At 56.7% G+C, this 23,731-nt stretch carries 24 protein-coding genes; 13 read left to right on the top strand and 11 right to left on the bottom strand.

Annotation, left to right across the window (positions count from 1 at the left end; genetic code table 11):
• Positions 1 to 236: 236 nt before the first annotated feature.
• Positions 237 to 1,121, bottom strand: coding sequence for a dihydrodipicolinate synthase family protein (locus AArcS_RS01115; RefSeq protein WP_238478587.1), 885 nt, complete (start codon positions 1,119 to 1,121; stop codon positions 237 to 239).
• 1,050 nt (positions 1,122 to 2,171) lie between these two features.
• Between AArcS_RS01115 and AArcS_RS01120 the strand changes: the two genes are divergently transcribed.
• Positions 2,172 to 2,615, top strand: coding sequence for a universal stress protein (locus tag AArcS_RS01120; protein WP_238478588.1), 444 nt, complete (start codon positions 2,172 to 2,174; stop codon positions 2,613 to 2,615).
• A 153-nt stretch (positions 2,616 to 2,768) separates the two neighbouring features.
• On the opposite strand, the gene AArcS_RS01125 is transcribed toward AArcS_RS01120, so the two are convergent.
• A complete protein-coding gene (locus AArcS_RS01125; protein WP_238478589.1) occupies positions 2,769 to 3,788 on the bottom strand; it encodes a TRAP transporter substrate-binding protein in 1,020 nt (339 codons plus the stop codon).
• A 541-nt stretch (positions 3,789 to 4,329) separates the two neighbouring features.
• Here AArcS_RS01125 and AArcS_RS01130 point away from each other — a divergent pair.
• Both AArcS_RS01130 and AArcS_RS01135 read left to right on the top strand, forming a co-directional pair.
• Complete coding sequence (locus tag AArcS_RS01130) at positions 4,330 to 4,872, top strand: TRAP transporter small permease (RefSeq protein WP_238478590.1); 543 nt, start codon at positions 4,330 to 4,332, stop codon at positions 4,870 to 4,872.
• Positions 4,863 to 6,158 (top strand): TRAP transporter large permease, encoded by a 1,296-nt coding sequence (locus tag AArcS_RS01135; protein WP_238478591.1) that lies wholly within the window; start codon positions 4,863 to 4,865, stop codon positions 6,156 to 6,158. Before AArcS_RS01130 ends, AArcS_RS01135 begins: the two co-directional genes overlap by 10 nt.
• Before the next feature lie 169 nt (positions 6,159 to 6,327).
• Here the strand turns inward: AArcS_RS01135 and AArcS_RS01140 are convergent, their stop codons facing one another.
• The 4 genes from AArcS_RS01140 to AArcS_RS01155 form a co-directional block, all read right to left on the bottom strand.
• Positions 6,328 to 8,514 (bottom strand): LUD domain-containing protein, encoded by a 2,187-nt coding sequence (locus AArcS_RS01140; protein WP_238478592.1) that lies wholly within the window; start codon positions 8,512 to 8,514, stop codon positions 6,328 to 6,330.
• Positions 8,507 to 9,007, bottom strand: a complete 501-nt coding sequence (locus tag AArcS_RS01145) for an LUD domain-containing protein (RefSeq protein ID WP_238478593.1) — start codon at positions 9,005 to 9,007, stop codon at positions 8,507 to 8,509. Before AArcS_RS01145 ends, AArcS_RS01140 begins: the two co-directional genes overlap by 8 nt.
• A 1,132-nt stretch (positions 9,008 to 10,139) precedes the next feature.
• Positions 10,140 to 10,916: an IclR family transcriptional regulator gene (locus AArcS_RS01150; protein ID WP_238478594.1), complete on the bottom strand. Its 777-nt coding sequence runs from the start codon at positions 10,914 to 10,916 to the stop codon at positions 10,140 to 10,142.
• A gap of 831 nt (positions 10,917 to 11,747) precedes the next feature.
• Positions 11,748 to 12,497 carry an SIR2 family NAD-dependent protein deacylase gene (locus tag AArcS_RS01155; RefSeq protein ID WP_238478595.1) on the bottom strand — a complete coding sequence of 250 codons (750 nt, stop codon included), beginning with the start codon at positions 12,495 to 12,497 and terminating at the stop codon, positions 11,748 to 11,750.
• Between the two features lie 152 nt (positions 12,498 to 12,649).
• Between AArcS_RS01155 and AArcS_RS01160 the strand changes: the two genes are divergently transcribed.
• From AArcS_RS01160 to AArcS_RS01170, 3 genes are all read left to right on the top strand, one after another.
• Complete coding sequence (locus AArcS_RS01160; RefSeq protein WP_238478596.1) at positions 12,650 to 13,891, top strand: cytochrome P450; 1,242 nt, start codon at positions 12,650 to 12,652, stop codon at positions 13,889 to 13,891.
• Between the two features lie 114 nt (positions 13,892 to 14,005).
• Positions 14,006 to 14,617, top strand: a complete 612-nt coding sequence (locus tag AArcS_RS01165; protein WP_238478597.1) for a peptide-methionine (S)-S-oxide reductase MsrA — start codon at positions 14,006 to 14,008, stop codon at positions 14,615 to 14,617.
• 70 nt (positions 14,618 to 14,687) lie between these two features.
• Entirely contained in the window at positions 14,688 to 15,245 is a 558-nt protein-coding gene (locus AArcS_RS01170) for a flavodoxin domain-containing protein (RefSeq protein WP_238478598.1), read from the top strand.
• 460 nt (positions 15,246 to 15,705) lie between these two features.
• On the opposite strand, the gene AArcS_RS01175 is transcribed toward AArcS_RS01170, so the two are convergent.
• Complete coding sequence (locus tag AArcS_RS01175; RefSeq protein ID WP_238478599.1) at positions 15,706 to 16,299, bottom strand: HdeD family acid-resistance protein; 594 nt, start codon at positions 16,297 to 16,299, stop codon at positions 15,706 to 15,708.
• A gap of 271 nt (positions 16,300 to 16,570) precedes the next feature.
• On the opposite strand from AArcS_RS01175, the gene AArcS_RS16030 reads away from it, so the two are divergent.
• The 4 genes from AArcS_RS16030 (at position 16,571) to ribB (ending at position 19,578) form a co-directional block, all read left to right on the top strand.
• A complete protein-coding gene (locus AArcS_RS16030; RefSeq protein WP_510627370.1) occupies positions 16,571 to 16,816 on the top strand; it encodes a DUF8015 family protein in 246 nt (81 codons plus the stop codon).
• A gap of 251 nt (positions 16,817 to 17,067) precedes the next feature.
• Positions 17,068 to 18,030, top strand: coding sequence for a 4-demethylwyosine synthase TYW1 (twy1, locus tag AArcS_RS01180; protein ID WP_238478600.1), 963 nt, complete (start codon positions 17,068 to 17,070; stop codon positions 18,028 to 18,030).
• A gap of 134 nt (positions 18,031 to 18,164) precedes the next feature.
• Positions 18,165 to 18,869 carry a DUF120 domain-containing protein gene (locus tag AArcS_RS01185; protein WP_238478601.1) on the top strand — a complete coding sequence of 235 codons (705 nt, stop codon included), beginning with the start codon at positions 18,165 to 18,167 and terminating at the stop codon, positions 18,867 to 18,869.
• 1 nt (position 18,870) lies between these two features.
• Positions 18,871 to 19,578, top strand: a complete 708-nt coding sequence (gene ribB, locus AArcS_RS01190; RefSeq protein WP_238478602.1) for a 3,4-dihydroxy-2-butanone-4-phosphate synthase — start codon at positions 18,871 to 18,873, stop codon at positions 19,576 to 19,578.
• Here the strand turns inward: ribB and engB are convergent.
• A complete protein-coding gene (gene engB / locus AArcS_RS01195; protein ID WP_238478603.1) occupies positions 19,575 to 20,192 on the bottom strand; it encodes a GTP-binding protein EngB in 618 nt (205 codons plus the stop codon). The genes ribB and engB overlap by 4 nt on opposite strands.
• A 228-nt stretch (positions 20,193 to 20,420) precedes the next feature.
• A complete protein-coding gene (locus AArcS_RS01200) occupies positions 20,421 to 21,461 on the bottom strand; it encodes an NOG1 family protein (RefSeq protein ID WP_238478604.1) in 1,041 nt (346 codons plus the stop codon).
• A 92-nt stretch (positions 21,462 to 21,553) separates the two neighbouring features.
• On the opposite strand from AArcS_RS01200, the gene AArcS_RS01205 reads away from it, so the two are divergent.
• Positions 21,554 to 21,928: a DUF5518 domain-containing protein gene (locus AArcS_RS01205; protein WP_238478605.1), complete on the top strand. Its 375-nt coding sequence runs from the start codon at positions 21,554 to 21,556 to the stop codon at positions 21,926 to 21,928.
• On the opposite strand, the gene AArcS_RS01210 is transcribed toward AArcS_RS01205, so the two are convergent.
• Entirely contained in the window at positions 21,925 to 22,155 is a 231-nt protein-coding gene (locus AArcS_RS01210; protein ID WP_238478606.1) for an Lrp/AsnC family transcriptional regulator, read from the bottom strand. The two genes, AArcS_RS01205 and AArcS_RS01210, sit on opposite strands and share 4 nt — an antisense overlap.
• Positions 22,156 to 22,273: 118 nt before the next feature.
• Between AArcS_RS01210 and AArcS_RS01215 the strand changes: the two genes are divergently transcribed.
• Both AArcS_RS01215 and AArcS_RS01220 read left to right on the top strand, forming a co-directional pair.
• Positions 22,274 to 22,969 carry a potassium channel family protein gene (locus AArcS_RS01215; protein WP_238478607.1) on the top strand — a complete coding sequence of 232 codons (696 nt, stop codon included), beginning with the start codon at positions 22,274 to 22,276 and terminating at the stop codon, positions 22,967 to 22,969.
• Positions 22,970 to 23,200 carry an Lrp/AsnC family transcriptional regulator gene (locus AArcS_RS01220; RefSeq protein WP_238478608.1) on the top strand — a complete coding sequence of 77 codons (231 nt, stop codon included), beginning with the start codon at positions 22,970 to 22,972 and terminating at the stop codon, positions 23,198 to 23,200.
• On the opposite strand, the gene AArcS_RS01225 is transcribed toward AArcS_RS01220, so the two are convergent.
• The gene (locus AArcS_RS01225; protein ID WP_238478609.1) at positions 23,197 to 23,724 is read right to left on the bottom strand and encodes a DUF5813 family protein; all 528 of its coding nucleotides are present in this window, start codon (positions 23,722 to 23,724) and stop codon (positions 23,197 to 23,199) included. The genes AArcS_RS01220 and AArcS_RS01225 overlap by 4 nt on opposite strands.
• Between the last annotated feature and the right edge of the window lie 7 nt (positions 23,725 to 23,731).

Genomic DNA, 23,731 nt, shown 5'->3' on the forward strand with positions numbered 1-23,731 from the left:
ATTTGTTTACTATCTGCGCCGATAACCAAGCGAATAGTCTTAAATCAGCAAGTTCCGTTATAATGGTTTACGCGTCCCCTTACCCCACACCATTCGACACTGAATGTCTCTTCTTAGAAATGAACATCAAAATATTTGGTTTGTATAGTGGTTAATTGGAGCGAACGAAACAGCTGACGGCCGCGACAGTCTGTTCGTCCCACCGCACATACTCTGCGTATTATTAGGCCGAACCATCAGTGCTCGCGTAAACTATCGATGCTCGTTTTGATCCGCTCGCGTCCCTTCTCAGAGGGCGGCCGGAGCGGAGGTCGAACAGTAGCATTGGGGAGTACATCCAGATACTCGAGTGCAGTTTTGACTGTTGGTGCAAACCCGTACTCCGTGCAGGCGTTGAAAAATGGAAAAATGGCTTCTTGAAACTCTTTTCCGCGGTCGGTTTCGGCTGTCTCATACAGGGTAGCGTACGTCTCAGGGACGACGTTTGATCCCGCGTTTACACCACCGTCGGCACCTATCCGGAGTGCAGGTGTGAGTAGCGTATCGTAGCCCTGCAGCACGACGAAGTCATCAGGCAACCGGCGGAGTATCGAAGATAAGTACTCGAAATCACCGCCCGAGTCTTTGATACCGATGATATTCTCGTGGGAGGCGATGGTCACAAGAGTGTCGAGTTCGATTACGGATCCCGTATATATCGGAATGTTATACAACAATACCGGTAGTGGCGATCGGTCGGCGACCGCCTCGAAGAACTGTCGATTACCTTCTGGATCAGTTGCCGTGTGAAAGTACGGCATGGTAACGACGACGGCATCCGCACCGATTTTATCGGCGTGGGTCGCATATGAAACCGTTTCGCTAATCGTGGTTGCGGCGGCACCCACGAGAACAGTCGTGTCGCTACTGGTCCTCTCTACCACGATCTCGGAGACTAGACGACGTTCCTCGGGTGTGAGACTTGCGAACTCCCCTGCTGTTCCACAGGGAAACAGACCGTCGATATCACTCTCGAGTACATGATCTGTGAGGTCCTCAAGCGCGTCTTCGTCGATGGTGTTCGATCTCGGGTCGAAAGGCGTCACGAGTGGGCAAGTGATACCAGTGGGCTGTACGTCCATATATGAGTGTTCGGTCGCTTAGTGAAAAATGTATGTGTCGACGAGAAAGACGGTATCCGGTCTCTCGTATTAGATGCGGGATGGCTGATTGACAAAAATCCGTTCGTCCACGAAACAGCGACCTGTTCTGCGAAGCTTATGCTGATTATATCGGAAAACCTGATCGACGCTGTCAATCACAGTATTGTGGGTCGAAATAGGCACCCGCTGTGGCCAATATTCACTACCGTCATCTTATCGTTCGCTAGAATTGAACAAGCTAGGTTGATAGGTTGCCATAATCGCGCTCTTTTACGACAGTACCTTTGTAATAAGAGATTGCGATAGTGCGTATCCGGACTGATCTGTGTAATAGCCCACACCGTTCTCTGCCAGCAACTTCATTGTAACTGTGGAATATTGGATCCGACATACTCCCATTGGCCGTTTATTCATCACGAACAATGTTGTGGAATGTGTTTTCAGCACCGCATTGCAGGTGCGTTTCCGGATCGATCTGATCCGTGGAGTCAGCGACAAAAGGGATTCAGGCGAGAATTTGTTATCTTTTCGAACGAACCTTCATTTACCACTCCCTGATGAACAGCGCTGTGGCCGTCTTTCGGAGTACCGGAACGGTGGCGTCAATGTCAGCTTCGTCATCGTTACATCTGGAACAAACGCGAATCGTCTATTATAACAGTAGAGGTGCCGGTTTTACTGATGATACCCCCAACAAACTATCACAGCCACCGTTCGCCACTCCCGCTCGTTCGTTTACTGATGACGAACGCTAATCAATGGTCGCGGTCTGTCCGAAGCACTTCGGGGTCGCCTCCAATCCTAGCCGGGACTATAATGATAAATATATCGCTCAACTGAGTGACACTGGTACCGTACCCAGCGAAACGCCGCCCGGCATCGTATTCAGAGGACTGGCAAGCGAGCCTTTCTACCCACCCCGCCCGAGGTTCTTTCAACATTCGACTTCCATGGAATCGGGGACGGTGCAGATTTTACTCCTCACCTGTTCCGGGTGATTTTTACGTTCGACAGTTGAAACGGCTATGTATGGACTCAATACTAGTCCTCATATCGGACGAGGAACCCAATGATCAGCTCCTGTCAGCGGCGGTCCAGTATGTTTCAGGCAGCGACACCTCCGTCGTCGTTTGCCGACTTGTCGACGAAGAGCGGTACAGAAGCGGGATACAGCAGGATGCTCGATCGGGGGCAGAGATGAATTCCGTCGCCGAACTCGAGGAATCCGCCAAAGCGGAGGCGTTGAGCGTATCGGAATCGGCATTTCCAGCGGATGTCGCTACTACAGCCATCGGTATCGTAGGCGTCGGTCCCGACGCGGTTCTCGATATTGCTGACGAATACGATTGTGATCACGTGTTTCTGGCTGGCCGAAAACGGTCCCCCGTCGGCAAGGCACTTTTCGGGGACCTCACGCAGCAAGTTGTTCTCGAGTTCGACGGCCCAGTAACAATTGTAACTAGCGACGACTGACGTGGTCGCAGTTCTGAATTCGAATGCGGTTCAACCGCTGAACAAACCGTCACTGGAAGCGCTTGAACGCTCTCAGGTGTATGTGCCAACAGGGTATTGATAATCGATTCTGATTCCACTGTCCGAACCGCGTAATATCGCTAACTCAACGAACTACACCTCGCGCCATTCATCCCAGGTACCTTCCCACTCCGATTCGAAGAGCTCATTGACGGCTGGCTCCGCCTGATCAAGGAACGCGCCCTGGTCTACATCATCGATGATTTCCATCCCTTCTGCTTCCAGTTCCTCGATGATGTCCTGTTCTTCGTCTTCGGACTGCTGACTGGCAGTCATTGAGGCTGCTTCTGCGGCCTCGAGTACTGCGTCCTGATCGGCTTCGTCAAGTCCCTGGAAAAAGTCCTCGTTGACGTAGAGTCCACCAGCTTGTACTTGGTGTTCGGTAAGGCTCAGATAGTCTTGGACCTCGTGGAGATTGAACGAGCTGATCTGCTCGGCATCGCCCTCGGATGCGTCGGCGACTCCCTGTTCTAGGCCGCTGTAGAGTTCATCAAGGGCCACTGCTGTTGCGGATGCGCCAACTTCCTCCCAGATCGACACCCAGGGATCGAGCTCGGGCAGCCGAAGATCAATTCCATCGAGATCAGCCGGCTCGCGGATTGGCTCGTTTGAAGTAAACTGTCTGAGCCCTCGGTAAATGAACGAGCCGATGTGGCGCTGGTTTCCTTCCTCAGCGAGCATCTCTTGTCCGGTTCCGAATTGTTCGCTATCCTCGATCTGCCGGAGATGGTCGAGGTCCTCGACGACGAACGGGTTGTCAAAGAAGTAATATTCCGGAGCAAACATCGAATACGGCATCCCACCTCCGGAGTGCATCTCGATAACACCGTCCTGAACCTGTTCGGCGATTTCGTCCTCAGCACCGTATGCTCCGCCAGGCGTGATCTCGATCGAGATAGCACCATCAGTCTCATCTTCGACTTGGTCGGCGAACTCCTCTGCGGCGTCGACCAACACGTGTCCTTCCTCAAAAGAGGTTGCCAGCGTCACATCACTGGCGCCGTTGTCATCTCCGAGACAACCGGCAAGCCCTACAATACTGATCCCGCCGAGACCGACTGCTGTTCGATTCAAAACCTCTCTTCGACTTGTCCGTTTGTAGCTCTTGCTCATGGCGTCCATTGGCAATTTTCGACCATCCATAATAATTGTTTTGGTTGGATTTGAATACGGTGTCTAGGTCAGAGGGTAACATCGTGAAGCGCAGCGAATGCAGTGTGCCCTGCTCGATTTTGGCTGGTAGTACTGTTGAGGAGAAATCGATGATAGAAACGCCTTGATCGATATTTGTCGATCTTGACCGCGTCTTACTGAGCAACCAACAAAACTAGTTTCCGATCGGCTCCATACGAGTGATCAACGACTGGTTCGATTCGTCGGTGTGGCGGCCGGCATGGCACAAAACATCACAATGACACGCCCCTACGTCGGCGTGCCGTTACCGAAAGCATTCCTACTGGCGAACCGTCTCGTCCACACAGTTGAGCATTGTTCAACACATGACTTACCCTTGCTCGTCCGCTCCTGTCACGCTAAGGCTGGCTCCCTTCATTCGCCCTGTAACAATAGACTGTATCGTGTGTAGAGCCAAAGTACGAGCTGGTATCTTCATTGAAACATAATGCTTATTTGTCCACAAACGAGTTGAGGTAGCATGGAGGTTGACCAGTCACTGGATCTCTCACGGGAGAGTCTGTTTGATCGGATGGTCCTGTATCTCGCATCCGGAATGTTCTCCTTGATGATCGTCCTCGCGACCATGCAGGTGTTAATTCGACTGCTAGATCTACCTGTTGTTGCACAGTGGACCGAACCGGCAGCGCGGTTCACCCTCATTGTCGCGACGTTCTTCGGCGCGGCCGTGGCCTCTCGGAACCGTGAGCATATTCGCATGACGTTCGTACTCGACAAACTCGAGGAACGTCATCCCACTGTGAGACACTCGTTTGATCTGATTAGCATCATCGTGGTCGTTGTCTTCGTGCTGTTTGCGCTTATGGGAACGATCCCAGCGGCGATCAATAACTGGGGATCCAACCTCGGTGGGGTTGGGTTCGTAACCAGCGGAATGCTCTATCTCGGTATTTCGGGTGGGTTGCTCTGCATGCTAGTTTATGAACTCCAGATCCTGTATCGAGACCATCTTCCCGAGTGGCTCAAAAACCTGCTTGGAGAGCGAGGTGGACTATGGAGCTAGCGATTATCGGTCTGCTGTTTCTTGGGACGCTGCTGTTCCTTTACGCGCTTGGAGTTCCCGTCGCAGTGGCAATGGGTGCGACAGTCATCGTCGTAATGGTCTCACCGTATGGGCCTGGAATGAACGCCTCCCTCCTCAGCAATCAGCTCCTGTACGGTCTAAACTCGTTCACTCTGCTTGCGATCCCGTTTTATCTTGTTCTGGGGAGACTCATGAATCGGAGCGGGATGACAGAGGAAATATTCGAGTTTGCAAACGCTATTATCGGTCATGTGAAGGGCGGCATCGGGTATGTGAACGTTACTGCGTCGATGATTTTCTCTGGGATGTCAGGACTCGCACTTGCCGACGCTGCTGGTCTTGGCCGGATCGAATACGCTGCAATGCGTGAATACGATTACGACAAGGATATTGCGCTCGGAATTACTGGTAGCTCAGCGATAATCGGTCCGATCATTCCACCCAGCGTTCCGATCATCATCTACGGTGTTCTTGCTGAGGAATCTATCGGCGATCTCTTTCTTGCCGGGGTCATCCCCGGCCTCCTGCTCGGGGCGTTCTTGCTTGGAATGGTGTTTATCGCCGCCTTGAAACGGGGGTACGGCGGTGCCGGTGAATTCAGTATCACCAACGTCGTTCGGTCGTTCTCGGGAGCGTTCGCTGCCCTTCTGATCCCAGTTTTGATCGTTGGTGGGATCCTTTCCGGCATCTTCACAGCGACCGAAGCTGGTGCGATAACAGTCGTCTATGTGCTGATTGTTGGGACGGTTCTGGGCGATCTCACACTCACCGGTATTATCGAGGAGATTCGCGATGCGACAGTCGAAACGTTCGCACTGACCTTCATTATCGCCGTTGCGGCTGCCTACGGACTGGTTGCTCTCGAACTCCGCTTGCCGATGATGATGGCTGACGCGGTTACCGCAGTGACGGATAATCCGACGATGGTTCTTCTACTACTTGTCGTGCTCTTCCTCGTCGTCGGGACGTTCATGGAGACGATTGCCGCGATCACGATTCTGGTTCCCGTGCTCATGCCTGTCGTCGATATGGTTGGGATCGATCCGATTCACTTCGGGATTGTTATGATTCTCTCGCTCATGATCGGCCTTCTGACCCCTCCGTTCGGAGTGATCCTCTTCGTGCTCGAGAAAGTCACAGACGCAACACTTGAAGAGGTAATGTACGCGGTGCTTCCGTGGTATATCCCGTTGATCATCGTTCTTCTGTTGGTGATCTTTATCCCTGATCTGACGACGTACATACCCTATGAACTGAGTCAGTAACCCCGAGGGCTGGGTTTCATCTCTCGGAGGTGGCTTCCGTAGAGTTCGTTTCTATCACTTGTCTCTCCCGGTTTGTGGACGAGACGTTTTCGGTCTATATAACGGTAAAAAACGAGTACACGAGATCACCTATAACGCTGACTGCCGCGATGTGTGACAGGCGGATTCCTCACGAGCCGCTCGCAGTCGGGTCGAGCAGTTCAATCGGATGTGGGGGTCGCCTACCAGTGAGGTCGCCTATCTGATCCTGGCAGGACGTCCCGCTGGCGACGGTTATACCACTGGCATCCTCTTGTTGGTCCTTTAACCGGGATCCGACTTCCATACTGAGTTCGTAGTAGTCGTTTTTGTACCCGAACGAGCCAGCCATGCCACAACACTCGGTATCACTCGTTGTAACTTCATACCCCATGGTTTCGAGGATCGCAACTGTATGTGCCTCGAGACCGAGCGTTCTCTGCTGACAGTGGCTGTGATAGAACACGGGAGAGTCAGCTCCGCCGGACAGGACCTCGAGACCGGCCCCATTCTCGTGAAGTCCATATACGTATTCCATGAGCTCGTAACTGTTCTCCGCAAGCCGGCCGAACGACTCATCGTCGAGAAGTTTTTGGTAGTCTTGTCGGAACATCGCAAGATCGCTTGGTTCGACGACGACTACGTCGTAGTTTTCTTCAATGTACGGTGTGAGACGATCCGTGACGTCCTCAGCGTGATCCTGTGCGGTCTCGATCATTCCCTGTGATAGTGGCGCACGGCCACTGGAACGGACGGCTGGAACCTCGACGGCCACGTCAAGTGCTTCGAGCGTTCTAACTGCTGCCTTTCCACGTTCGGGATCGATGTGGTTGGTATAGAGGTCAGGATAAAGAACGGCCCGTCTCCGGGGATCCTCCGGCTCCTGGACGTTGCGCGACTCGAACCACTCGCATAGCGTTTCGCTAGCGAAGGACGGTAGATCACGGCGGGAGTCGATCCCGATCACACGTTCGAGCACTTTCGGTGTCGGGCCGAGGTCAGCAACCCAGTTCGAGAGTGGTGCGGTAGCAGTCCCGAGCTTTGCGATGGTCTCGAAGTTTCCGAAGAACCGTTTATCCAGATCAGTTCCAGTGGGCTCTTCGTCCGGCAGCAGGCTGTCGACGAGATGATCAAATTTTTTCGGATCTTTTCCGCGATTGATCCTGTCGCGAACGACTGTGTTGATCCATGGGATGTCAATCTTTACAGGACACTGATTGACACAGCGAGAACAGCCAGTACAGAGATCGTTGAACTCGGCTGCCGATTCCTGTCCGTGGACGCCCGCCTCCCAGCCAGTAGCGATCCCCCCGGTGTACGTTTCGCCACCGAAGGCGTGACCGCCGACCGACTGGAAATTCGCACAGGAGTTGAGACACGCTGAACAGCGGATACAGTAAAGCGTCTCTCGCAACTCGTCATCCTCCCGCATCTCCAGTCGACCATTATCTATCAATACGAGATGAAACTCTCGCTCCTCTGCGTCGACCGGTGGGGTGTCTATCGGTGGCGAAAACAGCGGTGTATACGAGGTTATCGGTTGTCCTGTTCCCGAACGTGCAACAAGCTGAACGAACGGAGCGAGATCTTCGATCGAAGGAACGATCTTTTCGACGCCGGCCAAAGCGATATGCGTATCCGTGGCTTCGACTACCTTTCGCGCGTTGCCTTCGTTGGTGATGAGAGCCATCGTACCCGTGTCCGCGGCTAAGAAGTTTGCCCCCGTCATCCCGATATCTGCTTCGTCAATCTGCTCGGCAAGATGGTCGCGTGCGAACCGAGTCAGTTCTTCTGCGGTTTCTAGAGGCTGCTCGGGATCGAAGTGTTGGTTGAACAAGGAGGCTATCTCGTCTCTTGACTTGTGAAGGCCGGGACCGACGATGTGCGAGGGTTCTTCGTTGGCGATCTGAATGACCAGCTCGCCGAGATCAGTTTCAACAGGCTCGATTCCAGCGTCTTCGAGCGCAGTATTGACCTCGATTTCTTCACTTGTCATCGACTTGCTTTTCACGACCGTTTCGGCATTTGCTTGTTCGCAGACCTCACGAATGTACTCATTAGCATCGTCGGCATTGTCGGCGATATAGACGGAGCCACCGTTTGCTTCGATACTTTCGGTCAACTCTTCGATCAATTCAGGAAGCCGCTCGATTGCGTCTTCCTTGATCGAACGCGCCCGTTCACGCAATTCCTCATGTCGATTCTCTCCGAGCTCCTCGAAGGCGCGGTATCTGTCGACGTTAAGCCGCCGCGTATTCTCGGAAATAATCTCTCCTTCCGTCTTCATGAGATGACGAATACCGGCCGCGAGGTCATCGTCTGTGGACTCACTACTCATCGTCGATCACCACAATGTGTAGCTCCCCGGGTCCGTGTACACCCGTCACGAGCGCACCCATGTCGCCAGTCGTGCTCGGCCCAGTAACGAGCACGGCGTCGTTTCCGTCTGTCCGATACCGATCGGCAATCCGGGTGAACGCTGTTTCTACGTCCCGAACCAGGTCGTCGCTTTCGACGACTGCTATGTGCCGCTCTGGGAAGAGACTGAACGGTCCGCCCATCCGCTCATCGGATGGAATGAGGACGCTTCCAAGAGATTGGACACCCAGTGGTGCGGACGTGATACCGCTTTCGGCGACTTGCAACTCGGCCTTATTTGGATCTGTCTCGATCATCTCTGGAAGCGATACACCATCAAACGACAGAGGCGTACCGATTGCGGGCTGACAAGCGAGTTCCGCAATGGTTTCAGCGGCTTCCGAACGGTCTACCGCGTGAACTGTTGCGCCGGCGTTCGACGCGGCAGTGGAGAACCGATCGACGGCGCTCATTGGTATCCCCTCCACAGTGAAACGGCACTGTCGGCTGTGTCGAACGTACTCTTAGCTAGGCACTCCATCTCGTACTATCTTTTGTCCACGATTTAAAAAAGGTTTCGTGCCCACGATAGGCAGTTCAGATGACGTTTGGGCTCTGCGGTGATGAGTCCGAACGGTAACGGTAGGGTGCCCCCAGATTAAACCTGGGGCGATACTCCGAACGTCAGCACGACAGTCCACCAATGACGGCTTGGCCGACCGACCAGTACGTTTGATGGCTTAACGCTGCTCTGTACAATCGGATCCCTCGGCAGACCCGGAAGCACAACGGTCAGGTCTTGTTAATCGAACAACAGTTCCCGGCGGACTGTCCAGACACTCGACTTTCGTGTACGTGGCAATCCGGGAACGGAATGACGTGTCACATACGCGGCTTGAACCGACTAACACTATCTTCGTGCTCACTCGTTCCTTCCTACGGTGCGGGAGATACATGAACTGAGGGACGTCCTGCTTCTCGTCAATACGGCAACTCAGCTCAGAGGAGTGGGCGATGTTCAGATCGGGATGAAAAAGTAAAAGGGTGCATTTTCGAAGGATCTATACCAACAACGCATACCTCAACGGTAGTGTTGAACAGATTGACGTAGACCGTGTTGAATAGGAAGCGACACCAGTGCTGCTGATGACGCTGGGCACTTAGACTCTCTCGACGCATTATTGATCTGTAGTGCTGGTTATGTTCTTTTTACAGGAATAATTTAATTCTTACAAACTGGCTAAAAGTTTTGTTCTTGTGAATCCTGTTGATTCAGAAACAGCCGAATCGATCAGGCAGGGCTTGCATCAACTACAACTACTGTTTTCGCCCGTCCTTTCTCGCCACACTACCGGGAGAAAACGACGATGAGGGCGGGTATTTTTCTTGCTGACGCACGTTCACACCTACAGCCTACTCACGACACGGAATCGATTTCAGAGACGAAAAACACGGGAATTAAAATAGTGCTGAACATATATTTCGAGAAGTAAAATGACAAACCTACTCGTTTAGTAATGCTTTAGCCACGCCGAAGCCGCCACTGCCGACGACTGGCCCAGATTATTAGCCTTCGCAATGCACCAGCGTATCTGAACGTGACCTTCAGTAGTGGTTGTAGCGAAGTTCGGCGACGTTTGCTCGATTTCTAACGGCCTCGATGATGTCTTGTTTTATTTCCTCCTCCTCTCCCATGACAATCCGTTGACGTGGTCCTGAGACCGAGATCGCAGCGACGACGTCGCCAGTTGTAGTATCGAAGATAGGAACTGCAATTGCGACGACACCACTCCGTCGTTCTTCATTCTCAACTGCAATCCCTCTATCTCGTATCCGTTCAAGCGCATCGAACAGGTCTTCTTTGTCAGTGATGGTTTTTGATGTTGCCGATGGAAGTCCGTGCTTTTTGACTATCTCAGTAACACGAGATGTTGTCATGTGTGCCAACAGCACTTTGCCGATTGCCGTCCAATGCATGTGTGTAAATTCGCCTGTTGACGTGTTGTCATAGATGGCGTCCCCAAACTCAGACTTGTAAAGAATAACTCGTTTCCCGTTCTGTTCTACACCCAAGTGTGCTGCTTCTTCTACCTCTGATGCGAGCTTGTCCACTTCTTCTCTTGCAGAGCGATAGATGCCCCGACGACGCCGAGCATAACTCCCGGTTTCGAGAAATCGCAACCCGATATCGTATTTGTCGTCTTCTTTATTAATGTATCCGTGTTTTTTGAGAGTTTGAAGGTGGACGTACACGGTACTTTTCGGCATATCGATCTGTTTTGCGAGTTCCGAGACGCCGATCGGTCCCTGCTCGGAGACATGTTCGACGATATCTAACGCATGTTCTACTGATTTTATGTACCTATTCTTGGGGTCGCTCATACCCACAACTGTCTCAGGACCACGTATATACGCTGTGCTCCTGAAGACATTTATTCATTCTTATTAAAAAATGTAATAACTCCAGCGATTACCGATTCTGTTCATATCGTTCGAACTATCTGGCGAGGTATATTGAATGACAACACAATCTGTAGAAATCATACATTTGTATTAGGAAACATTCCAAAAAATCACTTATTCTGTGTTCGGGTCTTTTGCCTGCTACATTGAGCGAATAACTGAGCATTTCGCGGAGTTCAGTTTGTCTGTGGATCGCACCTGTACTATTAAATGGGGCATCTATCATAGCAGATGAGTCCAAGAAAGAACATACATCTGACTATTGTCAGTATCCTATAAATAGTGGCTCTTGATCGGTCTTGGCCGGCTGAGGTGCGGCCGATTTCGACGCTGATCGAGCTTTACTCACGATCGCGAGAACAGTCCACCATATATTATAAATACTGGCTATTGGCTACTCCTAAACTGAAAAGGGGTGGCCATGCTTTTATTGCCTTTCAATTATGCTGGCTCACGCCCGAGCTGTATTGCTGTCATCTACTTAATGACGTGTTGGCTTCTTGATTAACACCGATTGCCAAAGGTCGGTCATGATCGAGAGCCGCTGTTGATTTCAAGGCGTCTGTCGAGCGTCTCTGCTGTCGTAATATCAATACAATTTTGTTAGGTCATAATTATCATAAAAATATAATTTAATCCGGATACTGTAGTGTCGGGCCGTAATCCGGATGCAGCGGCGATATGAACCTCTGTGCACTCGTTGGATGGTTGCCCCTGTTGTGGTTCCGATTGCTACGGCTCCTCCGACCACTATAGCCCACAGACCGCATCCGCGAGCGCGGGCAGCACCTCGGTGACGTCCGCCCGGAAGTCGTAGTCGGCGCTGGCGGTAAACGGTGTCAGATCGTAGTTGATGACTGCGAGCGTCGCGCCGTCACGACGGGCCGGGAGTGAGGCGGCGGGCTGTACCTGCAATGAGGAACCGGCGACGATCAATACGTCACTGTCGGCGACGAGTTCCCGGGCGGTCGAGAGCGCTTCGGGGGTTAGGTCCTCGCCGAATAGCACAACGTCGGGTTTGTAGATCCCGCCACACTCACAGGTCGGCGGACCGTCCCCGTCCTCGACGAGATCGAACGCCCACTCGGCGTCCCACTGTGTCCCACAGTCCCCACAGACCACTCGCCGGGCGTTCCCGTGCAACTCGATCAGCCGCTCGGTTCCGGCTTCGGCGTGCAGCCCGTCGGTGTTCTGCGTAATGACGGCAGTCAGCGGTCCCTCGCGTTCGAGTCGAGCCAGCGCGTTGTGTGCGGCGTTCGGCGCGACGTCCTCGGGCAGCATTCGCTCCTGCAGTCGCAGGCGGTCCTCCCAGAATCCCCCGGGATCGCGTCTGAACCGCCGCCGGTGAAACGACTGGGGGTCGAACTCCTCTCCCCAGATGCCATCCTCGCCGCGAAAGGAGGGGATCCCCGATGCGGTACTCAGGCCCGCCCCGGTCAGGGCGACCGCCGAGTCGGCTGCCTGCAGGTCCTCCGCAAGCGCTGTCAGCGTGTCGTCCATACGGGATCGTTGATGACGGCGATTGAAAGCTCCCCCGGCCGGTCCGGCCACACCGTGGAGACCGTCTATTGCAATTAAATTGTATACATCCAGTACAGTTCGGCCACGGACTGGCAATTCGCGTTTTTACGCTGCTCCGACAGTATTCTACCATGAGTGGAGCCGACATCGGCGGACTACAGACGTTCCCCGACGCCTTGCAGGGACGTGACGCGTGGCTCGATCCGTTCGACTGGTACGCGGAGATGCGTGAGAACGCACCGATCCGATACGATCCCACGCGGCAAACGTGGGACGTGTTCCGGTATGAGGACGTCAAGACCATTCTCGCCAACGACGACGAGCAGTTCTCGACGAGTCCCCGAAACATCGCGGGGTTCCAGGAACCGCCCGAGGACGAGGGGTTCCTGCTGGAGACGATGTTGCTTCAGGATCCGCCCCGGCACGGCGAACTCCGGAGCGTCGTCGAGGGTGCCTTCGAGCCGCGGTCGATCCGGGAACTGGAGCCACGGATCCGAACTCTGACCGCGGAGCTGATCGACGAGGCACTGGTCGACGCGAACGGGGAACTCGATGTCGTCGACGCCCTCGCGTACCCACTGCCCGTCATCGTTATCGCCGAACTCCTCGGTATCCCACACGACGACCGCGACCAGTTCAAACGATGGTCGGACACGATCGTCCGTGGAGCCGACGAGGACGTCGATCCGGAGGCCTTCGTTCAGGAACAACAACAGGCGGGCCAGGAGATGGCGGCGTACTTTCTGGACCAGATCGAACGTCGCCGCCAGCAACCTCAGGACGACCTCCTGACCACGATTGCCACCGAGGAGGGAGAGAGCGGACAGCTCTCCCACCGTGAGGCGCTCGGGATGTGTATGTTGCTGTTGATCGCGGGCAACATCACGACGACGCATCTCATCACGAACGCGATCCGCTGTTTCGACGAGCACGACGACGACCTCTTTGCGACGCTGTCTGACGAGGACGGCTCCCTCTCGGCCGCCATCGAGGAGGTGCTGCGCTATCGCGGCTCGGTTCAGGCGATGACTCGTGTCCCGCGTGAGGACGTCGAACTCGGTGGGAAGCAACTGGAGGCTGGCGATGGAATCGTCGTCTGGCTGGGCGCTGCCAACCGGGACGAGCGACAGTTCCCCGACGCGGACACGTTCGTCCCCGACCGGTCGCCGAACCAGCATCTCGGGTTCGGTCATGGGATCCACTACTGTCTGGGTGCACCGCTGGCCAGACTCGAAACGCGGGTCGTCCTCGACGAGCTGCTGACCCGCCTCTCCGACATAACTATCGCGCCGGACGCCGATCTCACCCCGGTTCGGAGCTCGTTTATTTACGGCGTCGAATCGTTGCCTCTCCGGTTCGAGCGCGACGAGTGACGCCTCGACCAGATTCGTGACCGGTATCCTCCGGCATCTGTCCGACGAGTCGGTGGACTCTTTCGTCCCACCGGAGACAGGGTTACTTTGATCGAGCCCCTACCGATATCTCATATGTTTTCGCCCGATCGCCTGACGACGTACGACGCGAACGCACCGACCGACACGGCGACGGCGACGTTCGGACTCGGCTGTTTCTGGGGCCCCGACGCGGCCGCGGGTGCGATCGACGGGGTGGTGCGGACGCGCGTGGGATACGCCGGTGGAACGACGCTCGATCCCACCTATGAGACGATCGGTGACCACACGGAAGTCGTCCAGATCGAGTACGATCCCAATACGACTTCGTTCAGCGACCTCCTCGACTGGGCGTTCTCACAGCACCATCCACCCACGCAGCCGGACAAACGCCAGTACCAGAACGTCGTCTTTACCGAGACGTCGACTCAGCGTGAGCAACTTCGACGATTTATCGACGCCAGTGAGTGGACCGAAGCACAAATCGAGACTCGACTCGAACGCCTCGACGCGTTCACCCTCGCCGAGGAGTATCACCAGAAGTTCCAGCTCCGCGGGACACGCTGGATCACCGACGCCTTCGAGGAAGCGGGCTACGACACCGCGGCTGTCAGGGACTCGCCTGCAGCGGCGAAACTGAACGCTCACGCCGCCGGTCACGACGTGACCTTCCCCGGCCTCCAGCAGTCGTACGAGCCCGGTCGATGAGAGCAGGGTGCCCCAGTGGGTGCAGGCTCGATCCCCCGCGATTAACGAGTGTGCTGTAGTATCTCTCCGTATGGCACGGCTTCTCGTCGTATACGGCACCGGTGAAGGACAGACTGCACGGGTCGCAGCACGAATCGGTGACGTCCTCGCGGACCGCGCTCACGACGTGACGGTCACCGATATCGAGGACGCCGGGTCCGCGGCTGATCCCGAGGAGTTCGATGCCGTCCTTGTCGGCTCGTCGATCCACGTTGGGGCCCATCACGAAGCGATCCGCGAATACGTCGAGACGAGCCTGAGCGGCGCCTCGGCTCGCCCGAGCGCGTTCTTTCAGCTCTCGCTTTCGTCGGCTGTTGATGATGCGGAGCGACGGGCGGAGGCGGCACGGTACGTCGACGACCTGCTCGAAGCCGCGGACTGGCATCCCGATCGAATCGGGCTCTTTGGCGGTGCACTCCGGTACTCGAAGTACGGCTTTCTCAAGCGGCTCCTGATGAAACGGATCGCCAAAAACGCGACTGGTGACATCGATACGTCACGGGACCACGAGTACACGGACTGGGACGAGGTCGAGGCGTTTGCCGCCGACTTCGCTGGGTTCGTGGAACGGCGTCTTGATGATGAGTGAACAGCGTTCGGGGCTTCGTCTAGTCCACGTAGCATGAGAAGACATTATTGAGTTCGGGCTGGTATGGGTCTCTTCGCTCTGCCCGTTACATCTACTGAGAGCCACGCTTCAGTCAGCACTCCGAACGACTGCCTGTCTGGGAGCAGTACCACCGCCATGGACGGGGGATCGACAGCGGTGTCTGAATGACCAGCGAATCTACACAGAGATGGGTGTCTGAGGGTCTCTCTGGCCAGATTACGCTCGCTAGTCGAGTCACTCTCCTGTATATGTCACAGATGCTGTAGCTTCCATAGCTGTGCCTAATCGATAGACGTACTGGATCCACGGGGCAGTTGACGTTGAAATAATTCAGATCAGTTGGTACCGATCAATCGCCAGCGGCTAAGAACGGTCATCGCGAAACGGCCCGTCGTGATCCGATTCGGACCGGCCGAACCGTGTCCGAGATGAACAAATGTCACGTCCCGCGCGGTTCACCCGCTGGGGGTGTGATGTCCTCGACTGGTTGGCGGCCCGTGTATGCCACGGCGACCATCGAGAGCCCTGTAAGGAACAAGCTCGCTCCGATCATGAACCCGACGATCCAGGCCGCGACTTCGGGGAATTGCACCCAGAGCAATACTGCCAAACCGAGCGACAGGACGCCGCTGGCAGCGATCCACCCACGACCGGATCCACGCTCCATCCGAAGGCTCACTCCGAGTTCGACGATGCCGTTGACGAGCAGGTATGCGACGATCATGAGCGTGAGACTCAGCAGACCGATGATCGGATTCACCACGATGACGATCCCAGCGACGAGCGACACGATGGCGAGTGTCAGCTGCCAGAGTGACCCCATCCATCCCTTTGCAGAGACGACATGCGCTCCGTGGACGAGCCCCCCGACAATGAGGAGGCCCCCGACGATGTACGAGACTGCTACGCCCACTGCAAGCGGAAGAACCATCGCGAGGACGCCCAGCACGGCGATACTACCACCTGCTACTGCCAGCGTTTTCCATCCCGTCTCGAGGGAGTACGTTTCAGGTGTTGGTGTTACAGTACTCATTTTCGTTCACCAAGAGAAACTACGTCGAGCGAGCGCATATAGAATATACACGATTTTACAGATCATCTACGGAATTGATTAATTCTGAAATGCATATCATTAGAGTCTGTTAAATTTCTCAGTAACAGACCCTGAATAGCGCGTGTCAGTACAGCTGAACCACTCCCCATGTAACTGACTAAAATGTCATCGTAAATCGAGGCTCCCTGACAGTACATGTGTATGAGGGCTATTACGTCAGACGTTGTCAGTACAGTTGAGGTGAGAAGTCGTGTATCGCTATGATTGGATTCTGGTGGCTATCCCGGTAGCGTTGCTCAGTGGGTGGGCTATTGGTGTGCTTACGACGGTTCCAATAGAGTACGGTATGGTCGCTGGGGTTTTGCTCGCTACACCGTTCGTCTATGATGCAATCTTTCGAAACCCACCGCTTCCGGAAAGCGATGTTCAGCGAGCATTTGCTGCAATCCTGTGGCATGTGCTGGTGGTCTGGACGGTCATTGCTGCGGTATGGTAGATTACACTCCTTGGGACTGGCTTCCGGACTATCCTATATCTGAAGAATAGGGTGTGATCGAGCTAAACGGTCATAAACTGGTTCGACTCGTCTGTGTTGGGTCCTCAGCGCTATCGAGTCGAGTTTGTTATTTCCCTGCTAGTTCGTTTTGTGGAGCAGCTTCTCGTCCGCAGAGTTTCCTTGTACCCTGGAGGGATCAGGTGCACCGGAGAGGAAGGAGGTTTTATCCTTGGCGAACATCCCCCCGTACAATGAGCGATTCGGACGGGCCAAAACAGGTCGGGAACCCCGACTATCATAGCGAAAATCACACTGCCGCCCAGACCTGTGGCTGGACGGCAAACGCCCTCCGTGGCGAGGGGAAGTGCTACAAGTACGCCTTCTACGGCATCGAGTCCCACCGCTGTATCCAGATGACGCCGGTCGTCAAGTGCAACGAGCGCTGTGTCTTTTGCTGGCGGGATCACGCCGGACACGCCTACGAACTCGGCGACGTGGAATGGGATGACCCCGAGGCGGTCGTCGACGCCTCGATCCGCCTGCAGAAGAAACTACTCTCGGGCTTTGGCGGGAACGAGCAGGTGCCCCGCGAGGTGTTCGAGGAGTCGATGGAGCCCCGACACGTCGCCATCTCGCTGGACGGCGAGCCCTCCCTCTACCCTTATCTTCCGGAACTAATCGACGAGTTTCACGCCCGCGACATGACGACGTTCCTCGTGAGCAACGGCACCAACCCAGAGATGCTGGAGCGATGTGAGCCCACGCAGCTGTACGTCAGCGTCGACGCGCCGGACCGGTGGACCTTCGATGAAGTCGTCAAACCAGTAGAAGACGACGCCTGGGAACGGCTCGTGGATACGATGGACGTGCTGGCCGAGAAAGCAGATACCCGAACCGTGCTCCGGACGACCCTCGTCGACGGCGAGAACATGCGCGATCCCGACTGGTACGCCGCCTTCTACGACCGTGCGGATCCGGACTACATCGAGCTGAAAGCCTACATGCACGTCGGCCACTCGCGGGGTCGGCTCGATCGGAGTTCGATGCCCGACCACGATGATGTCGTTGCGTTCGCCGAGGCGATCCGCGAGCACATGCCCGACCACGATGCGATCAAGGATGTCCCCGACTCACGCGTCGCACTGGTCGCGAAAGACGCCGACACCTGGGTGCCGAAACTCGAAAAGTGCAGCGAGTTCTGGAATGAGGAATAAAGACCCAATATATTGCCAACTGGCCTTATGCGCTCGTGGCCCCAATCTCCCGTAACACGGTTGATTTTATTCAGGATATTGTGATGCATCCCATATTCGTTATGCTTATGAGCGGGTAGGCCAAACGTTGAGATATGTCAAACGCACCGACGCTGACCGTCGGACACGACGAACTCGCCGTCCTGAAGCTGCTTGCGCTCGATGGCGCGCTTGCGGGAGAGATGAAAGCCTCCTGTTCGGAACTCGCAGAGCAACTTGACGCCTCGACACAGACGGCGTCACGTCGGCTCCAGCGACTCGAAGACGCGGGGTATCTCGCCCGTGAGACGGTGACTGATGGGCAGTGGCTCTCGGTTACCGAGGAGGGAGAGCAAGCGTTGCGTGCCGAGTACGAGGACTACCGACGGATTTTCGAGGGGGCGACAAGGGTCGAGCTCGTCGGGACGATCACTGGCGGGATGGGCGAGGGGAAACACTACATCTCCCTGCCGGGCTACATGGCGCAGTTCCGCGAACGACTGGCCTACGAACCGTTCGAGGGAACGCTCAACGTCGAACTCACCGACGCCAGTATTCGACGACGCTCCGCGATGGAGGCGCTCGAACCAGTCCATATCGATGGCTGGGAGGACGAGGATCGGACGTATGGCCCGGCAGTCTGTTACCCGGCAACGATCGAGGCCGTGGACGGGGAGCGCTACGAGGGTGCCCACGTGATCGCTCCGGAGCGAACCCACCACGATGAGGACCAGCTAGAGCTTATCGCGTCCGACCGGCTTCGCGACGAGCTCGGACTCGATGATGACGATACGGTCACCGTCACCGTGGAGGACCGATAAGATGGTCGATACAACCAGCAACGCGGAGGTCGCCGATACGCCGCCCGTCGATCCAGTCGAGGAAGCGATCACGGCGTTCCGCGAGGGCCAGCCGGTCTGCGTGCACGACTTCGACGACCGCGAGGGAGAAACGGATATCATTTATCCTGCCGGGGCGGTCGACGTGGATGCAGTCGAGCAACTGCGCAACGATGCGGGTGGGCTGGTCTGTGTCGGTCTCTCCGGGCCTGTCGCCGATGCCGCATCGCTTCCCTTCCTCTCGGATGCGATCGATCATCCAGCCAGCGAGACCGACCATCTCGCCTATGGCGACCGCTCGTCGTTCTCGCTGACGGTGAACCACCGTGATACGTTCACCGGTATCACCGACGAGGACCGTTCGCTGACGATCACCAAAGTTGCCGAGTTCGCGGCGGCAGTCGACGACGGCGACTCACTCGATGCGGAGGACTTCGCGAGCGAGTTCCGAGCGCCCGGACACGTCCACCTGCTCCGGGCGGCGGATGGCCTCCTTGCCGAGCGACAGGGCCACACTGAACTTGGTATCGCGCTGGCCCAGGCCGCCGACCAGCCCCCTGCCGCTGTCGTCTGTGAGATGCTCGATGATGACACGGGCCGAGCGCTCTCGACTGCGGCGGCCCGCGAGTACGCAGCCGCCAAGGGAATTCCCTTCGTCGACGGCGAGGGACTCGTCGAGCGGTTGGGCTAGAAAAACTTCTTCAGGTCGTCTCGTTTCTGGGCTTCGAGGTGATGGCGAACCGCGTCGTTCAATGGCTCGATAGATCCCTTCTTCGCGGTGATCGGCGCAATCGTCTCCTGCCATTGCTTCCACGGCGGGTAGATCCCCAGTCGATCACAGAGGTCGTTCAGTCGTTCGTCCCGGTCGTCGACCTTGTCCATCTTGTTGACCGCGACGACGGTTGGGATATCGAGCTCCTGGAGGAAGTGAAACATCTCGACATCGTGGGGAATCTCGCCCTCGCCGGAGTGGCGGTCGATGATGTCGATGACGCTTTTTCCGTCGACGACGAGGATCGCCACCAGAATGTCGTCGGCGTGGCGCTCGATATACTGGACGACCTCGGTCTTGATCTCCTCGCGCACCTCCTCGGGAACGCCGGACATGAAGCCAAAGCCGGGCAGATCAGTTATCATGAAGTCGTCGCTCGCCCAGTCGTAGCTGTTCGGCGAGCGCGTCACGCCGGGCTTGCCGCCCGTCTCGAAACTGTGGCCAGTCAACTCCCGCATCAGCGTCGACTTGCCCACGTTCGACCGCCCGGTGAGGACGACTTCGTCGGCGCGGTTCGGTCGGTCATCGAACATACGCGTCGTTGGTGAGGCGCGGGGAAAAGACTCACGTACCGGGCCGTGGTGTCCCGCGGAACAACTCGGCGGAGCGTCGACGGGCTTTCTGTCCACAGGTTCAAAACCGATCCCGCGGCCAGCCCCGACATGACCTGACGAGCGACCACGGCGCGGCAAGCGGGTGTGCACCGATCCGCGTCGTGACTGTCCCGGTGCCTGTTCGCCATTGAAACGGCAAGGTCCTGCCTACTGTTCGAAGGGGAGCTCAGGCTCGTAGCCGACCGCATCGACCGCCGCCGCGAGGACACCCTCGACGTTCTCGTCTTCCGTCACGCTCATGTAGTGATCGGCCTCGACGTCGCGGGACCGATCGATCTTGTTGCAAATCGTCAGCACCGGGACGTCATCGAACTGCGCTTTCAGCGCGTCCCGGAGCTCCAGCTGGACGTCGATCGGGTAGCCACAGTCCATACTGGCGTCGACGACCACGAGTACACAGTCGGCGAGATGTTCGAGTGCGCTGACCGCTTGTGACTCGATATCGTTCCGTTCTTCCGGTGGACGGTCGAGTAGTCCTGGCGTATCCACGATCTGATACCGCACGTGGTCATCCGCGGCCGAGCGTTTGCCCTCGCGGAGCTCGCTCGGAACGTCGGTACCGTGGAAGTGGCCGACGCCGATGCCCCGCGTGGTGAAGGGGTACTCCGCAGTCTCGTGGCGCGCTCGCGTGACTGTGTTGACAAAGGAGGACTTCCCGACGTTCGGATAGCCGGCGACGACGATCGTCGGCTCGTCTGGATCGATATCGGGCAGTGTCTTCAGGGCATCTCTCGCGTCGCCGATCAGTCGCAGGTTCGGCGCGACCTGCTCGACGACATCCGCCATCCGCGCAAACGCCTGCTTGCGGTGCTTTCGAGCCAGATCGTCGCTGGCTTTCCGCATCTTCCCCATCGCTTCGTCGCCGATCTGTTTGGTCTGGCGGCTTGCCCAGGTCACCTCCGAGAGGCTCTGTCTGAGCGCGTCGACGCCGTCCGCGTCGGTGTCGTACTCGTGGGTTTCGACGATGGCTTCGGCGAGTTCGCGATAAAAGGGATCGATCTCGTCGAAATCGGGCCACGCCGTCACGACGTTCTCCAGGTTGTCAGAGAGGATGTTCGATGCGGTCTGTACCATTGACTCCTGGGCCTCTCGGCCCTGCTTCGCCCGGCCGGACCGCGACGCGCGAGAGAACGCCTTGTCGATGAGCTCCTCCGACCGTGGCGTCGTCGGAAGATCCTCGAAAATCATAGCTTCGGATATGGTAGCTGGCTATAAAAGGCCGTTCTTCGGCATGCGTGCGTGCTGGTATCCTTATCCGTCTCCGCTGACTACAGCCTGGCATGACAAACTGGCGCGCGGTCGTGATCGGCTTCCTCGTCCTGACGGTACTGAGCATCTTCGGGATCGCCGTTCCGGGGCTGGGACAGCTCACCGCCGGGCTAATCGGCGGGTTCGTTGCGGGCTATCTCGCTGGGGGTGGACTGACTGGCGGCGCGTGGCACGGCCTCCTCGCTGGCAGTCTTGGGGGAATCGTTGCAGGCCTGCTCCTGTGGATCGGACTGACGATCGTCGGAACCGCCGGTGGGCCGATCGGAAGCGCGATCGGAGCCACTGGCGGTTTCGTGCTTGCGATTGCGATCGTGTTTTTCTCGATGATCGTCGCGATCGAGTGTGCCCTCGCCGGGGCGATTGGTGGCCTCCTCTCGGAAAATTAGTCCAGTGATATGTACGTTTTCGTGTCGCTAACGCCCGAAAGCGCCTGAATCCCGCTCGATGATGCATCGAGTACTTGATACACTTCGTCAACTTCGACTTCTGCGATGATGTCGTACTCGCCCGCCACGATGTGGGCCTCCACGACGTGTGGTTCGTCGCGGACCTCGGCGAGCAAACTCTCCGACTTCCCGGCTGCCGTCTTCACCATGACGAACGCATGAACCATGCTGTGTGGTACTCTATGACACGTCAAAAACCTTTCTGCGAACCGAACCCACTGAGGGAACCGCCAACCGACGACCGCATGAGTAACATTATTCAAGGGGGCAAGCGTATGCGCTGATATGCGGTTTGTTATCATAGGCGCTGGCCGAGTTGGACTGCGGACCGGTCGCGTACTACAGGAAGAGGGACACGAGGTGACGCTGGTAGAACGCGATGCAGCGCTCGCGGAGCGCGCGCGCGATCAGGGGTTCGATGTCGTCGGTGGCGATGGTTCCCGTGAGGAGGTGCTCGAACGGGCCGAAATCGATGAGGCTGATGCACTGGGTGCGCTCACGGGGGACCTCAATACGAACTTCGCAGCCTGTCTGATCGGCAAGCACCACGGCTGTCGGACGATCCTGCGGATCGACGAGGACTACCGCGAGAATATTTACCGGAAGTACGCAGAGGCGGTCGACGAGATCGTCTACCCAGAGCGGCTAGGTGCGATCGGGGCGAAAAATGCCCTGCTTGGCGGCGATATCCGTGCGATCGCCGATATTGCCCAGAACCTGCAGGTCGTCGAGTTGACGGTGACTGAGGAAGCACCGACGCGAGGGTACACGATCAGCGAGCTCCAGCTTCCCGCGGATGCGACCGTGCTGGCGTTCGGAAAGGAGGGCGAACCGCTCGATATTCCCGATCCGGACGAGTCACTGGAGGAGGGCGACCGACTGGTCGTGCTCGCCGACTTCGACGTGCTTGGTGATGTGCGACAGATACTGGTCGGCGACAACAGCCGCGCCGCCGCGCAGGCGGGCGCGGGAGGTGTCTAAATGGTTACTGCATACGTCATGATCAAGGCGAACACGGGGGAGGCGGACCGGCTACGTGAAGAGATCGACGGAATCGACGGTGTCGAGGACGCACATATCGTTGCCGGTGACGTCGACATAATCGCCAAGGTGCTCGTCGAGACGCCCGGCGAAGTGAAAAATATCGCCGCCACGGCGATTCAGGACGTCGACGGTGTCGAGGACACACACACCTATATCGCGATGGACTAAAGCGGCATGCCACCGCGGGCAGCGTCGTCTGCACTCCCGTTCTGTTGTGCTCGTTTCAGTAGCCCGGCGACCGGCTCGCCGTACTCGTAGCCGGGGATGACACCCTGCACGTAGGTTCCCTCAGTAAAATCGATGACGGCTTTTGCGGCGTCGACGCCCCGACTCGCATTCCAGGCGCGCAGCCCGAACGTCGCCGTAACCGTTTCGCTCTCGCGTTCGATCGTGGGCTCGTCGGTGTCGCTGACGTCGGCTGCGTGGTAGGCGTCGGCCAGCCGTCGTTCGAGCGTGTCGAACCAGCCATCAGCGACGGCGGTTCCGACCGTCTGGTCCGTGACCACGGCGTCGAGCGTCGGAACGCGGACCTCGATCTCGAAGACAGCGTCTCGCTCACCCTCGGCAGAACGGGCCCGAACGTCGGCATCGAACGGTGTCGTCGTACACTCGTAGCCGTCCGCTGTCGGCTCGAACGCATCGTGGCGGTCGAGCGCGCGACGTGCTGGCTCGGGGATTTCGTCAGTTGTCATTGATACT

Source organism: Natranaeroarchaeum sulfidigenes (genome assembly GCF_017094485.1).
GTDB lineage: Archaea > Halobacteriota > Halobacteria > Halobacteriales > Natronoarchaeaceae > Natranaeroarchaeum > Natranaeroarchaeum sulfidigenes.